Consider the following 13,865-nt stretch of genomic DNA (forward strand, 5'->3'; position numbering starts at 1 on the left):
AGGACACAAGGATAAAGGACGCACCGTGAGCGCGCTCGCAGCAGAAACGCCCGTGGTACTGGTGACCGGCGCCGCGCGGCGCATCGGCGCGGCGATCGCGCGCACGCAGCATGCCGCCGGCTGGAATGTCGTCGTCCATGCTCACCGCTCGGTGGCGGAGGCGCAGGCGCTGGTCGACGAACTGAACCGCGAGCGCGCCGCTTCGGCCGTGCTGCAGCTCGCCGATCTGGCGGACCCGACCAGGCTCGCGCCGCTGGCGGAGGCCGCGCACGGCCGCTGGCGGCGACTCGATGCGCTGGTCAACAACGCGTCGAGCTATTTCCAGACGCCCTGGGGGACGATCGATGACGCGCAGCTCGAGGAGCTGTTCGCATCGAACCTGCGGGCGCCGCTGCTGCTCGCGCAGGCCTGCGCGCCGCGGTTCGGCGCCGGTGCGGCGATCGTCAACATCCTCGACACGCAGACGCCGCGGCCGCAGCCGCCCTATGCGGCCTACCACGCCGCCAAGGCCGGTTTGTGGTCGCTCACCGAGTCGCTGGCACTGGAACTGGCGCCGCACGTGCGCGTCAACGGCGTGGCGCCGGGACACATGCTGTGGGCCGTCAGCGGTGGCATCGATGCTGCCGAACAGGCGCGCGAGCTGGCGCGCATCCCGCTGGGTCGACTCGGTGGCGCCGACGAGATCGCGCGCGCCGTGCGTTTTCTGCTGTCATCCGATGCGGCCTATGTCACCGGCGCGATCCTGCCGGTCGACGGCGGTCTGCGCCTGCGCTGAAAAGACGCCAGGGTGTTCGCCGTGCGTGGTGCCGCGATCACCGGCGCGATCGAGCGCGGCAGCCGCACCGGCGCCGCCGCGATCAGGCCAGTGACAGATACTCGATCGTCTCGCCGAGGAATGCCGCGCGCGGCCCGAAGCGGCGTTCGTGGAACACCGCGTGGCCGCCGGCATCGGCGGTCAGTACCGTGCTGCAGCGCGTGCCGTATTCGTCGCTGTTGACGAAAGCCGGCGACAGGAAGCGCTCGCGCTCGATGCCGACGCCGGTATCCGGCAGCGCGCCGTCATCGGCAGCCTCCGGATCGGCAAGCGCCGCGAACAAGGCCGCCGTGTCGGTTTCGCCATCGCCGCACCACTGCCCGACGCGTGACTTCAGCTGGACCAGTTTCGGCCAGGGCGTGTCGAGACTGGCGTTGCTGACGGCATGCTGACCGGGCTGCAGTGCCTGCAGCTGGAAGCCCGGCTGGTTGCTCAGATACCAGACGCCGTCGCGATCGCCGAGCAGCAGATTGAAGCCCGCGTATCGGCTGGCACGTTCGGCCAGCGATTCGCCGTAGTCGCGCGCACCGAGCGCGCCGCGCAGATACGCAGTGACCAGGCCACCACGCGATGGCGCCGTCGGGTCCGGCAATTCCATGCGTCGCACATTGGTGACGGCGACCCAGCGGCCATCGCGCGCGACGGCCAGCCAGCTGCCGTGCTGCTGAAGATCGCGGCCGCCGAAAATCTGCGGACTGTCGTCCCAGTACGAAGCCGGCGCGGTCGGGCGGGCGTGAAACTCGTCGCGGTTTGCGGCGAGCACGAGCGAATAACGGGGATGGGCGTCGAGCGCCAGTGCGATGAGACACATGGCGCGCACTATCGGGGCCGCGATATCGGCGGTCAATATCGTCGCGTGTCTGGTTCGTGGCGCCGTCTGCGCCTACAGTGTCGGCATGACGAAGCACGGCAAACCCCTGGCTTACGATCTGGCGCAATGGCAGGCGATCGAGCGCTGGCGTCAAGCGCAGCCCGACTGGGGCACGCGCACCATGCGCACGCCGAGCCGGATCGCGGCGTTTGCCGCGCAGAAGATCGTCCCGGCCGGCGTTCTGCGCGGCGTTCTGCGCGGTGTCGATCATGCGGCCGGCTGGACGGCGGTTCGTCAGGACGTGCTGAAGGCCGCCGGTGTCGAGCAGCTGGACGATTTGCGTCGCGCACCGCTGGAAGAATGCGATCGCCTTGCGCAGCGTGTGGAAGTTCGCGCGATGGCGCTGGGCATCGGCGGCGGGGCGCTGTTCGGGCTCGCCGGTGCGCCGGGCATCGCTGCCGACATTCCGACGTTGCTGGCGCTGGCGCTGCGCACCATTCATCGCACGGCGTACTGCTACGGCGAGGACTGGCGGGCGCCGGAGCGCCGGGGTCTGGCGATCGGCGTGTTCGCGCTGGCCTCGGCCAACACGCTGGAGGAGAAGCAGACGGCCTGGGCCGCGTGGTGCGAATCCGGCGACCTGTTCGCGGAAGCCTGGCGCGACGGCGTCGAGCGCGTCGCCGAACGGCATCTGGCCAAGGGCGCGGCGCAGTTCAGCATCAAGTCGCTGGCCGACCGCATCGGCTTCAACATCGCCCGCCGTTCGGTGTTCGGCCTGGGATTGGTGCCGGTGATCGGTGCGGTGATCGGCGGCGCCGTCAACGCCGGCTATCTGCAGGACATCGCGGCGGTCGCGCAGCGTGCATTGCAGTACCGCTGCCTGAGCGCGCGCTATCCGGCCTTGCTCGCCTCCGGCTGAACGCTGGGCCTGTCACATGCAGTTCACGGCGCTGTCATAGACTGCAGAGCCCGAATGCCGGCGCCGACCATGGCGTCAGTGGATGCCTTCATGAGCGAAACGCCTCCCGATCTCGAACTGCAGCCCGCCGACCTTTTCCTCAACCGGGAACTGTCGCTGCTCGAATTCAACTGGCGCGTGCTCGCGCAGGCGCTCGACGAAACCGTGCCCCTGCTGGAGCGCCTCAAGTTCCTCTGCATCTCGAGTGCCAATCTCGACGAGTTCTTCGAGATCCGCGTTGCCGGCCTGCAGCAGATGGCGGAGCTCAATCCGCTCAATCGTGGCGCCGACGGCATGCGGCCGGCCGAGACGCTGGCGGCAATCAGCACCCGCGCGCGCGCGTTGATCGCCGAGCAGTACCGGGTTTTCAATGAAGTGCTGATTCCGGCGCTGGAGCAGGAGAAGATCCGCTTCGTGCGCCGTACCGAATGGAGCCCGGAGCAGGACGCCTGGCTGCATACCTACTTCCAGAACGAGCTGATGCCGGTGCTGTCGCCGCTCGGACTCGATCCGGCGCATCCGTTTCCGCGCATTCTCAACAAGTCGCTGAACTTCATCGTCCAGTTGTCCGGCAAGGACGCCTTCGGTCGCAATACCGGCTTCGCCGTGGTGCAGGCGCCGCGTGCGCTGCCGCGCCTGATCCAGATCCCGCGCGAGATCGCCGGCAGCGGTCCTTACGATTTCGTGTTCCTTTCGAGCGTCATTCACGCTTATGTTGACGAACTGTTCCCGGGCATGCAGGCCGGCGGCTGCTTCCAGTTCCGCCTGACGCGCAATTCCGATCTGCTGGTCGACGAGGAAGAAGCCAAGGATCTGATGGAGGCGCTGGAAGGCGAGCTCTCGCAGCGGCAATGGGGTGACATCGTGCGGCTCGAGGTCGCGCACAACTGTCCGGAACAGATGTGGCAGTACCTCACCGACGTCGCGCAGCTGACTGCCGACGACGTGTTCCAGGTCAACGGGCCGGTCAATCTGAATCGTCTGCTGGCGATTCCGGACATGGTCGATCGTCCAGACCTCAAATATCCGCTGTACGTGCCGCACGTCCCGAAGGCCTTGTCCGGCGATCTGTTCACGGCGATCCGCGAGCGCGATCACCTGCTGCACCATCCTTACGATTCGTTCACACCGGTCGTCGAATTCCTGCGCCAGGCGGCGCGCGATCCCAAGGTGCTGGCGATCAAGCAGACGCTGTATCGCACCGGCGACCAGTCGTCGATCGTCGACGCCCTGATCGAAGCCGCCAGCAACGGCAAGGAAGTGACCGTGGTCGTCGAACTGCGTGCGCGCTTCGACGAGGCCAACAACATCGATCTGGCGGAAAAACTGCAGGAAGTCGGCGCTCACGTCGTTTACGGCGTGGTCGGCTACAAGACGCACGCCAAGATGTGCCTGATCGTGCGCCGCGAGGAAACGGTCGTCGACGGACCGTCGGCGCTGCGTCAGTACGCGCATCTCGGCACCGGCAATTACCATCCGAAGACGGCACGCATCTATACCGATTACGGCCTGTTCACGGCCGATCCGGTGATCTGCCGCGACGTGCATGCCGTGTTCCTGCAGCTGACCAGCCTCGGCAAGGTGATGAAGCTCGATCGCCTGCTGCAGTCGCCGTTCACGATGGCCAAGGAAGTGCACGGCAAGATCGAGCGCGAGATCGCGCACGCCAGCGCCGGCCGGCCGGCGCGCATCATCGCCAAGATGAATGCCCTGGTCGAGCCGGACATGATCCGCGCCTTGTATCGCGCCTCGCAGGCCGGCGTCCGCGTCGATCTCATCGTGCGCGGCATGTGCTCGCTGCGGCCGGGGGTCAAGGGGCTGTCGGACAACATCGAAGTGCGTTCGGTGATCGGCCGCTTTCTCGAGCACCATCGCGCGTACTGCTTCGAGAACGGCGGCGACATCGAGCTCTATCTGTCCAGCGCCGACTGGATGGAGCGCAATCTGTTCAAGCGTGTCGAGGTGGCCTTCCCGATTCTCGACAAGCGCCTGCGCAAGCGCATTCTCGCGCACCTGCAGGGCTATCTCGAAGACACCGCGCAGAGCTGGTTCCTGCAGGCCGACGGTTCCTACCAGCGCGCCGAGCGCATCGAAGGCAAGGCGATCCAGCAGAAGCTGCTGGAAGGCTGAAGCCGCGCCTCGTGGCGCCGTCGGTCAGACGAGGCGCAGGGTCATCGGCAGCGCGGCGAGATAGTGCACCTCGCGCTCGAGGTCGGCGCGCGTCAGCGGATGCCGGTCAAGCCAGCCATCACGATTGAAGCGCAGTTGCAGCGCCTTGCGTGTGGCATCCGCCTGCAGCGGCGGTCGCAGGCCGGGTTTGCGCGAGCGATGCAGCAGATAGGCCAGACGCAGGATCACCGCCAGCTTCTGCACGGGCACGATCCAGTCGCCCGGCAGGCCGGCGGTTGGTGCCGGCGTGAATTTGCCGCGATGCAGGCGCACGAGCGCGGCGAGCATGTGCTTGTCGGTTTGCGAGAAGCCCTGCAGGTCGCTGTGGCGGACGATGTATTCGCCGTGCTTGTGATAACCGTTGTGGGTGATGGCGAGGCCGACTTCGTGCAGGGTCGCGGCCCAGCGCAGGAACGGGATCGCCATGACGCGGTCGAGCTTCCAGGGCGTTTCCAGCTGCTCGAAAATGCGCAGCGCCGTGCGTTCGACATCGCGGGCATGCGCCACGTCGACACCGTAGCGCTGCGCCATCGTCTGTACCGAGTCGTTGCGGATGTCGCGATTGCTGAGCCGGCCCAGCAGGTCGTAGAGCAGGCCTTCGCGCAAGGCGCGATCCGAGGTCTCCATGCGGTCGATCTGCAGCGCGTCGAACACGCCGGCCAGCACCGCAAGCCCGCCGATGAATACCGGCCGGCGATCTTCTCGCAGCGCCGGGAAGTCGATGTCGGCAATGCTGCGTCGACGCAGCGCCAGCGCGATCAGGTGTTCCATGCCGTCGCGCGTGATCTCGTCGTCGATCCAGCCGTTCTCGCGCATCACGCGCCAGATGCCGCGGATCGTGCCGGACGAGCCGATTGCCAGATCCCAGCCGGCGTCGCGATAGGGCTGCTGCAGGAATTCGAGTTCGACCCCGGCGGCCAGCCGCGCGCGCTTGAAGCGTATCGGCGTGATGCGGCCATCGCCGAAAAAGCGCTGGGTGTGGACGACGCAGCCCAGCGACACCGACTCCAGCAGTTTCGGCGTTTCGCCGCGGCCGATGATCAATTCGGTGCTGCCGCCGCCGATGTCGACCACCAGCCGCTGTGGCTGGCTGCGGCCGCGGCCGTGGATGACGCCGCCGTACACCAGCCGCGCCTCCTCGGCGCCGGCGATGACTTCGATGGGATGGCCGAGCGCGGCTTCGGCGGTCGCGACGAAATCGCTGCCGGCCTTGAGCTTGCGCATGGTATTGGTGCCGACCGCGCGCACCTGACTGCCGGGAATGCCGCGCAGGCGCTCGCCGAAACGACGCAGGCAGGCCAGTGCGCGTTCAGTGACCAGCGGCGACAGGCGGCGATCCGCTTCCAGGCCGGCGGCCAGACGCACGGAGTCGCGCAGACGGTCGATCACCTGCAGCTTGTCGCCCTCGCGGCGCGCAACCAGCATGTGGAAACTGTTGGAGCCCAGGTCGATCGCCGCAAACTCCTGCGCGCGCGTCGAGGCACTGCGCGCGGGCTTAGCCGGCGGCATGCGTGGCATCAAACGGGACGCGGGGAACGGAAAGGGGCATGTCGGCAGAAGCGTCGCGAAAATTTGTGCGGCAGCGTAGCAGTTCATCCGTGACGGGCTCCAGACAGCGCACGCGCGGCCTGCGGCCGACGCGGACACGCGTTGACCGCAGGGCGCAATTCCCGGAACATATTGCGGCTGGATTCAGGTTCATCTACATCCGCCCTGGTTTGGGAGCTCTACCATGAAGTCTGCGCGTTGGGGCGTCATTGCCCTCGCCGCTCCGCTTGCCCTTTTGCTGGCTGCGCCCGTACAGGCCGCGGACGGCAATGCCGAGGCAGGCCGCGTCAAGGCCAACACCTGCATGGGATGCCACGGCATTCCCAAGTACAACAATGTTTATCCGACCTACCGCGTGCCCAAGCTTGGCGGCCAGTCGGCGGACTACATCGCCGCCGCGCTGAACGAGTACAAGCAAGGCAACCGCGCGCACGGCACGATGCACGCGCAGGCCTCCAGCCTGTCCGATCAGGACATCGCGGACATCGCCGCGTTCCTCGCCACCGCGCCCAAGCATCCGTAGAGGTCGACGCATGAAACGTTCGCTTGCATCTTTCCCTTCCTGGGTCCTGTCTGTCAGCCTGCTCGGCCTGGCACCCGCCGGCGTCGCGCTGGCGCAAAGCGCCGCTCCGGAAAAGGCGGCCGTCTGCACGGCGTGCCACGGTGAGCGCGGCGCCAAGCCGATCGCGCCGAACTATCCGGTGCTCGCCGGCCAGTACGCCAACTATCTGGAACGCGCGCTGCACGAGTACAAGTCCGGCGATCGCAAGAATCCGATCATGGGCGCGCAGGCGGCGACGTTGTCGGAAGACGACATCAAGGCGCTGGCGGGCTATTTCTCCGAGCAGGAGAGCCCGTTGTATACCCCGAGCGTCGGCGAGGCCACGCCGGAAACGCCGTAAGTCCGTTCGCGGCTGGATGCTGGTCCGACGGCGCCCGAAAAGGCGCCGTTTTTTTGTGCGCCCGGTCAGGTTTCGCTGCGCGGGCAGGCCGTAGCGAGCTGATCCTGATCGGTATACTGCGGCGGTCGACTGGGGTCGGTCGATACAAAAACCAATAAGGGAGACAAGATGAATTTCCTGAAGAGCGGCATCGCCGCAGCATTGCTTGTGGGTCCGTGTCTGGCTTTCGCGGCGACGCCTGGATATCTGGACGGCTATTACACAGCCGATTCCAAGCTCAAGGTCCATGTTCCGGGCGCCGGTTCCGGTGACGACAGCGGCGACGGCTACGGCTTGCGCGTGGCGGCACCGATCGGCGACACGCTGTTTGTCGCAGCCGAGTACCAGACCGCGAATCTCGACGACAGCGACACGGATATCGACCAGATCCGCGCCGGGCTCGGTTTCATGATGGGTGAACAGCTGCGCTTCGGCGGTCTCGCCGAATACGTGCATCTCAAGCTCGACGCCGGCGGCGGCGACAGCTCGACGCCCGACGGTTACGGCCTGCACGGACGCATCGAGTTCGCACCGCTGCCTGCGGCGACGCTGTATGGTCAGCTTGGCTATGTGCGCGTCAGCGATCATGGTTCTGCCGACGGACTGGAGTGGCAGGTCGGTGCGGCGTACAACTTCACGCCGATGTTCGGCGCGTTCGCCGACTACCGCTCGACCGATCTGAAGGACAGCGACAACGTCGATATCAAGCTCGACGACGTGCGTCTCGGCCTGCGCTGGAATTTCGGCGCGATGTAGAACGCGGCAGCGACAACGAAAAGCCCCGCTTCGGCGGGGCTTTTTCGTGCTGCAGGCGGACTCAGGTCGGCGAGCTGCCGCGGCGCTGCACTTCGTCCATGGTTGCCGCGAATGCAGCGTACGGGACGGCCTCGCTGACCAGGAAGCCCTGCACTTCGTCGCAACCGCGTTCGCGCAGATAGGCGAGCTGGCCGGGCGTTTCCACGCCCTCGGCGACTACCGTCATCTGCAGGCTGCGCGCGATGGCGATGATGGAGCTGACGACGGCGGCATCGCGCGAGTCCTCGGCGAGATCGCGAATGAAGGAGCCGTCGATCTTCAATTTGTTGACCGGGAAGCGGGTGAGATACGACAGGCTCGAATAGCCGGTGCCGAAGTCGTCGATGGCGATCGACACGCCCAGCTCGCGCAGTTGTTGCAGGGTGGCGATGGTTTCGTCGCGGCTGACAAGCAGCAGGTTTTCGGTAATCTCCAGCGTCAGACTGTGAGCCGACAGCCCGCTGGCATTCAGCGCCGCGCTGACCCGCTTCACCAGGTCCTGCTGCCGGAACTGGCGCGGCGACACGTTGACGGCCAGCATCAGCGGTACGCCGGTCTGTTGCTGGAGCAGATGCGTTTCGCGGCAGGCGGTCTGCAAGGCCCATTCGCCGATCGGCACGATCAGTCCGGACTCCTCGGCGATGCCGACGAAGCTGCTCGGCAGCAGGGGGCCGCGCTCGGGATGGTTCCAGCGCAGCAGCGCTTCCATGCCGACGATGCGGCCGCTGCCGATCGCCAGCACCGGTTGATAGTGCAGCGACAGTTCGTTGCGCTCCATGGCGCGATGCAGGGCGCTGTCGAGCGACAGGTGTTCCTCGTTGGCACGCAGCAGGTCCTGGTGATACCACTGCCAGTTGCCGCGGCCACGCGACTTGGCGTGGTACATGGCCATGTCGGCGCACTTGATCAGTCCCGTCGCGTCCCGTGCATCGTCCGGATAGGTGCTGACGCCGATGCTCGGCGTCACGCTCAGTTCGTGTGTGCCGAGATGGATCGGCAGCGACAGCTCGCGCACGATGTGGCCGGCAACGTGAGCGACGTCGCCGCGATCGCGGATATCGCTCAACAGCACCACGAACTCGTCGCCGCCCAGACGGGCGACGGTGTCGGTCTTGCGGGTGCACTCGCGCAGGCGGTTGGCAATCACCTGCAACAGCTCATCGCCTGTCTCGTGGCCCAGTGAATCGTTGATTCGCTTGAAATGGTCGATGTCGAGCAGCATGACGCCAAGCTGATGCCCGCCGCGGCCGGCGCTGCTGATGGCGCTTTCGAGGCGCTCGGACAGCAGGCTGCGGTTCGGCAGATTGGTCAGCGCGTCGTGCTGTGCGAGATGACGGATGCGCGCTTCGCTGGAGCGCCGTTGCGTGATGTCGCGAAAGCTCCAGACGCGGCCGGCGATCTCGCCGCCGACCTCCTGCGGGCGCGAGTAGCGTTCGAAGACGCGTCCGTCCTTGAGCTCGATCAGATCGAAACTCTCGGCGTTGCGGTCTGCGTACAGCTCCCTGACGCGGTCGATGAAGGCCTGCGGATTGCGGAGTTGCGGCAACACGGCGTCGAGCGCGGCCGCGTCGCTGCCGCCGGCGGCGACCGACTCGGGCAGGCCCCACATCTCGACGAAATTGCGATTGAAGTGCTGCATCCTGCCGCCGAGGTCGACGACGACGATGCCGTCGGTGGTCGACTCCAGCGTCGCGGCCAGCACGGAATGCGCGCGGTTGAGCTTGTCTTCGGCCTGCTTGCGCCCGGTGACGTCGCGAATCGCCGCTGTCACCACATGCTCCTGTCCCAGCAGCAGTGGCGACAGCGACACCTCGGCGAAGAATTCGCTGCCGTCGCGTCGCCTTCCGCACAGGGCCTTGCCTTCCGCCATCGGGCGGGCGCGTTGCAGCTTCGCATAGCCGGCCCGATGCACCGGATGGGCCTCGTGGAAGCGCTGTGGCAGCAGCAGTTCGACGGGCTGGCTCAGAAGTTCCTCGCGCGTGTAGCCGAACAGGCTTTCGGTCTGCGAATTGACGAGCACGATGCGGCCGTCGGCGGCGACGATGACCATGGCGTCGGGGGCCGATTCCAGCAGGCTGCGAAAGCGCTCCTCGCTGGCCATCAGCTCGCCTGTGCGCTCGCGTACCAGTCGCTCGATGCGTGCGTTGCGCCCGACCATGACCAGCATCAGCACGCCCAGCAAGGCGGTAAGCAGCATGCCGCCTGCCAGTACCAGCCAGGCCTGCCAGGTGCTGTGGCCAACCAGATAGGAACCCGGTTGCGAGTACTGCAGGGTCCAGTTGCGGCCGGCGAAGTGCAGTTCCGATGTGCGGCGCAACGCCCTGCGATCGCCATCCGCCGCGGCGCCGGCCTCGAACATGAGCTGCGGCGTGTCACCGCTGTGGTCGACGACACGCAGACCGATGCCGTTTGCCGACAGCTCGCCCAGCATGGCGTCGAACAGGTCGGACGAACGCACGACCAGCGTCGCATAGCCGAGCACGCGTTCGTGTTTGCGAACGGCCAGCACCATCAACAGGCCGTCTACCGAGCGCAGATCGCCGATGATCTTCAGTTGCGGTGTCGCCACCGGGCTGCCGGTCTGTGCGGCGCGCAGGAAAGCGTTGCGACGATCGGCATTGAAACTGACATCGAGACCCTGCGCGCCGAGCGCCGGTGCCGAGTAGCGCACATAGGTCACGACGATGTGCTCCGGACGGGCCAGGGCCGGTACCGTCCGGCCACCGGCATCGACCTCGTAGATGCGGAAATCGCCGAAGCCCTGACGACGCATGTCCTGCTCGAACGTGACGCGCTGGTCTTCGCGGACCACGGCGTTCCAGCTCACCGCGAACAGCCCGGGCGTCTGCTCGAACAGCATGCCGGCGTAGCGATCGAATTCCGCAGCCGTCACCGAGTCCGAGCTGGTGAACAGGCCGGCGCAGGCCGCGAGCGCCATCGTGTAGCGGTCCAGCTGGACTTGCAGGCGCTGACCCGCGTGGTTGGTGTCATTGTCGAAGTCGGAACGCAGGCGCTGGTCTTCGCGCGCGCTGGTGAGAACGAACACTGTCACGACCAGCGTGAACAGCATCAGCAAAGGCAAGGTGATCGCGAGCTGTCGGCGCAGCCACAGCCGATAGGGGCGAACCGCCCAGACCAGCACCACCGGGGTGAACACCAGCACGCCGATGACGTCGCCGCTCCACCAGGTCCACCAGCTGAACAGGATGGCGCCACTGTCGATCTGGCCGCTGAGCCACAGGCTGCCGACGCCGATGCTTGCCGCCGTCAGGCAGGCCAGCGGGCCGCCGAGCGCGAGCAGGCGGATGACGTCGAATTCCTGCTCGAAAATGTTGCGATGCTGCACGAAACGCCGGATCAACGCGGCCCCGATCAAGGCCTGCGCGGCCGCGCCGCAGGCGATCACGCCGGGCAGCAGCAGCGAGCGCAGCAGCGCAGTCGGGGCCGAAGGATCGAGAGACGTCCAGACGTTGATCAGGAACGAGCCGGCGCAGACGCCGGGCCAGACCCGGCGGCCGAGGACGAGGATGCAGGCCAGCGCGATCCCGGACGCGGGCCAGACCGCCGTTGCATAGCCGGGCGGAATCGCGAGCAGCAGGCCGATCCGTCCGCTGGCGAAATAGGCCGCGGCGACCAGCAGGATCGCAAGGTCCGTGCGCAGCGCGCCGGAATGTCCCGATGAGACCGAAGCAGGTGCCGGACCCCGCCGCAAAGACATGCTTCGCCCACACTGAAAGTTTCCGCACAGTATGAGGCGCGGCCCTGCCGGAACAACAGCCGGTTCACCGACGGACCGCGCCGTCGGTCAGCTGCCGGCTTGCACGATCAGGACTGCCGCCGGCAATCCCCGCAATCCCGCGGAATGGTCACTCGTCCAGAAAGCTGCGCAGGTAATTTGCCCGCGAAGGGTGGCGCAGCTTGCGCAGTGCCTTGGCTTCGATCTGGCGGATGCGCTCGCGGGTCACGTCGAACTGCTTGCCGACCTCTTCCAGCGTATGGTCGGTATTCATGTCGATGCCGAAGCGCATGCGCAGCACCTTGGCCTCGCGCGGGGTCAGCGACGCGAGGATCTGATGCGTGGCCTCGGACAGCGACTGCGAGGTCGCCGATTCCTGCGGCGAGACCGCGGCGGTGTCCTCGATGAAGTCGCCGAGATGCGAATCCTCGTCGTCGCCGATCGGCGTTTCCATCGAGATCGGTTCCTTGGCGATCTTCAGTACCTTGCGGATCTTGTCCTCGGGCATTTCCATCTTCTGCGCGAGTTCTTCCGGCGTCGGCTCGCGGCCCATCTCCTGCAGCATCTGCCGGGAAATGCGGTTGAGCTTGTTGATCGTCTCGATCATGTGCACCGGAATGCGGATGGTGCGGGCCTGGTCGGCGATCGAACGCGTGATGGCCTGACGAATCCACCAGGTCGCGTACGTGGAGAACTTGTAGCCACGGCGGTATTCGAACTTGTCGACCGCCTTCATCAGACCGATGTTGCCTTCCTGGATGAGGTCGAGGAACTGCAGGCCGCGGTTCGTGTACTTCTTGGCGATCGAGATCACGAGGCGCAGGTTGGCCTCGACCATTTCCTTCTTTGCGCGGCGGGCCTTGGCCTCGCCGACGTTCATGCGGCGGTTGATGTCCTTGATCTCGTCGAGCGAAACCAGGTTGTCGCCTTCCATCTTGCGCAGCTGTTCCTGCAGCGCGTAGATCTCTTCCTGGCGGGCATTGAGCTCGGACGAATACTTGCGCTTGGCGCGGATCAGCTTCTGGATCCACTCCGGGCTGGTCGCGCCGTTGCTCTCGCGATAGATCTTGATGAATTCCTCGCGCGTCATGCCGGCGTCGACGACGCAGATGCGCATGATCGACTTCTCGGTCTGGCGCACGGTGTCGATCTTGGCGCGCAGGTTCTGCGTGATCTCGTCGACGATCTTCGGCGACAGCTTCAGCGTCATGATGTGAGACGCCACCGCTTCGCGCCTGGCCTGCGTCTTCGGATGCGCCGAGCCGAGCTTGAGCAGCGAGTCCCAGGCCTTGTCGTACAGCGCCTGCATTTCGGCGAACTTCTCGGCGGTCATGACCGGATCGGGGCCGGTGTCGACGGCTTCTTCCTCTTCGCCGTCGCCGTCCTCGCCGTCCTCGTCCTCGTCTTCTTCCTCGACCTGTGCGACCGGCGGCGGCGGCGGCGGCGTGTCGGCGGCATTCGGATCGATGAAGCCGGTGATGATGTCGGCGAGACGCTTCTTGCCGATCTTCGAATTCTCGTAGGACTCGAGCAGGATCGCGACCGTTTCCGGATACTGGGCCATCGCGAACATCGCTTCGTTCAGGCCTTCCTCGATGCGCTTGGCAATGCGGATTTCGCCTTCGCGATCGAGCAGTTCGACCGAGCCCATCTCGCGCATGTACATGCGCACCGGGTCGGTGGTGCGACCGAACTGGTCATCGAGCGCCGCGATCGCCGCGGCCGCTTCTTCGGCGGCGTCTTCTTCTTCTTCGTTGCTGGCAACGACGGCCGGCTCCGAGAACAGCTGCTCGTCTTCCTGCGGCGCTTCCTCATGGACCTTGATGCCCATGGCCTGGATCATGCTGATGATGTCTTCGATCTGCTCGGTATCGACGATCTCGGGCAGATGGTCCGCCACCTCGGCGTACGTCAGGTAGCCCTTCTCCTTGCCGAGCGCGATCAGGACCTTGATCTGCGACTGCTTCTGCACCTGCTTCTCGATCGCCAGGGCGAGCTTGTCGATCTTTTCGGAGTGGTTCGTGTTGGCCATGCGGTACTCTTCGTGTAGCGGCGCCAAAGGACTTGGCACGGTGCGGCGGTAAGCGCGGAAC

The 13,865-nt window shown here is 66.1% G+C and carries 10 protein-coding genes; 6 read left to right on the plus strand and 4 right to left on the minus strand.

Annotation, left to right across the window (positions count from 1 at the left end; all coding sequences use genetic code 11):
- Nucleotides 1–25 precede the first annotated feature (25 nt).
- Complete coding sequence (locus tag G7Y85_RS08340) at nt 26–775, plus strand: SDR family oxidoreductase (RefSeq protein WP_366514933.1); 750 nt, start codon at nt 26–28, stop codon at nt 773–775.
- Nucleotides 776–857: 82 nt separating this feature from the next.
- Here the strand turns inward: G7Y85_RS08340 and G7Y85_RS08345 are convergent, their stop codons facing one another.
- On the minus strand, nt 858–1,625 hold the full coding sequence (locus tag G7Y85_RS08345; protein WP_166254818.1) for an NRDE family protein: 768 nt from the start codon (nt 1,623–1,625) through the stop codon (nt 858–860).
- On the opposite strand from G7Y85_RS08345, the gene G7Y85_RS08350 reads away from it, so the two are divergent.
- On the plus strand, nt 1,624–2,544 hold the full coding sequence (locus tag G7Y85_RS08350; protein ID WP_166254821.1) for an EcsC family protein: 921 nt from the start codon (nt 1,624–1,626) through the stop codon (nt 2,542–2,544). The two genes, G7Y85_RS08345 and G7Y85_RS08350, sit on opposite strands and share 2 nt — an antisense overlap.
- A gap of 90 nt (nt 2,545–2,634) precedes the next feature.
- Complete coding sequence (ppk1, locus tag G7Y85_RS08355; RefSeq protein ID WP_166254824.1) at nt 2,635–4,713, plus strand: polyphosphate kinase 1; 2,079 nt, start codon at nt 2,635–2,637, stop codon at nt 4,711–4,713.
- A 24-nt stretch (nt 4,714–4,737) separates the two neighbouring features.
- On the opposite strand, the gene G7Y85_RS08360 is transcribed toward ppk1, so the two are convergent.
- On the minus strand, nt 4,738–6,261 hold the full coding sequence (locus tag G7Y85_RS08360) for a Ppx/GppA phosphatase family protein (protein ID WP_206675540.1): 1,524 nt from the start codon (nt 6,259–6,261) through the stop codon (nt 4,738–4,740).
- 223 nt (nt 6,262–6,484) lie between these two features.
- Between G7Y85_RS08360 and G7Y85_RS08365 the strand changes: the two genes are divergently transcribed.
- The 3 genes from G7Y85_RS08365 (at nt 6,485) to G7Y85_RS08375 (ending at nt 7,997) form a co-directional block, all read left to right on the plus strand.
- Nucleotides 6,485–6,823: a c-type cytochrome gene (locus G7Y85_RS08365; protein ID WP_166254830.1), complete on the plus strand. Its 339-nt coding sequence runs from the start codon at nt 6,485–6,487 to the stop codon at nt 6,821–6,823.
- Nucleotides 6,824–6,833: 10 nt separating this feature from the next.
- Nucleotides 6,834–7,202, plus strand: coding sequence for a c-type cytochrome (locus tag G7Y85_RS08370; RefSeq protein WP_166254833.1), 369 nt, complete (start codon nt 6,834–6,836; stop codon nt 7,200–7,202).
- Nucleotides 7,203–7,370: 168 nt separating this feature from the next.
- A complete protein-coding gene (locus G7Y85_RS08375; protein ID WP_166254836.1) occupies nt 7,371–7,997 on the plus strand; it encodes a porin in 627 nt (208 codons plus the stop codon).
- Between the two features lie 61 nt (nt 7,998–8,058).
- Here G7Y85_RS08375 and G7Y85_RS08380 read toward each other — a convergent pair whose 3' ends face one another.
- Nucleotides 8,059–11,754: an EAL domain-containing protein gene (locus G7Y85_RS08380; RefSeq protein WP_166254839.1), complete on the minus strand. Its 3,696-nt coding sequence runs from the start codon at nt 11,752–11,754 to the stop codon at nt 8,059–8,061.
- Between the two features lie 148 nt (nt 11,755–11,902).
- On the minus strand, nt 11,903–13,804 hold the full coding sequence (rpoD, locus tag G7Y85_RS08385) for an RNA polymerase sigma factor RpoD (RefSeq protein WP_174839752.1): 1,902 nt from the start codon (nt 13,802–13,804) through the stop codon (nt 11,903–11,905).
- Nucleotides 13,805–13,865: the final 61 nt, after the last annotated feature.

Origin of the sequence: Solimonas terrae (assembly GCF_011067135.1) — a bacterium.
GTDB lineage: Bacteria > Pseudomonadota > Gammaproteobacteria > Nevskiales > Nevskiaceae > Solimonas > Solimonas terrae.

Excerpts from the sequence above, each read along its gene's own strand:
- G7Y85_RS08375 (WP_166254836.1), top strand. The coding sequence starts at position 7,371 with ATGAATTTCCTGAAGAGCGGCATCGCCGCAGCATTGCTTGTGGGTCCG.
- G7Y85_RS08365 (WP_166254830.1), top strand. The coding sequence starts at position 6,485 with ATGAAGTCTGCGCGTTGGGGCGTCATTGCCCTCGCCGCTCCGCTTGCC.
- G7Y85_RS08345 (WP_166254818.1), bottom strand. The coding sequence starts at position 1,625 with ATGTGTCTCATCGCACTGGCGCTCGACGCCCATCCCCGTTATTCGCTC.
- G7Y85_RS08380 (WP_166254839.1), bottom strand. The coding sequence starts at position 11,754 with ATGTCTTTGCGGCGGGGTCCGGCACCTGCTTCGGTCTCATCGGGACAT.
- rpoD (WP_174839752.1), bottom strand. The coding sequence starts at position 13,804 with ATGGCCAACACGAACCACTCCGAAAAGATCGACAAGCTCGCCCTGGCG.
- G7Y85_RS08350 (WP_166254821.1), top strand. The coding sequence starts at position 1,624 with ATGGCGCGCACTATCGGGGCCGCGATATCGGCGGTCAATATCGTCGCG.
- G7Y85_RS08370 (WP_166254833.1), top strand. The coding sequence starts at position 6,834 with ATGAAACGTTCGCTTGCATCTTTCCCTTCCTGGGTCCTGTCTGTCAGC.
- ppk1 (WP_166254824.1), top strand. The coding sequence starts at position 2,635 with ATGAGCGAAACGCCTCCCGATCTCGAACTGCAGCCCGCCGACCTTTTC.
- G7Y85_RS08360 (WP_206675540.1), bottom strand. The coding sequence starts at position 6,261 with ATGCCGCCGGCTAAGCCCGCGCGCAGTGCCTCGACGCGCGCGCAGGAG.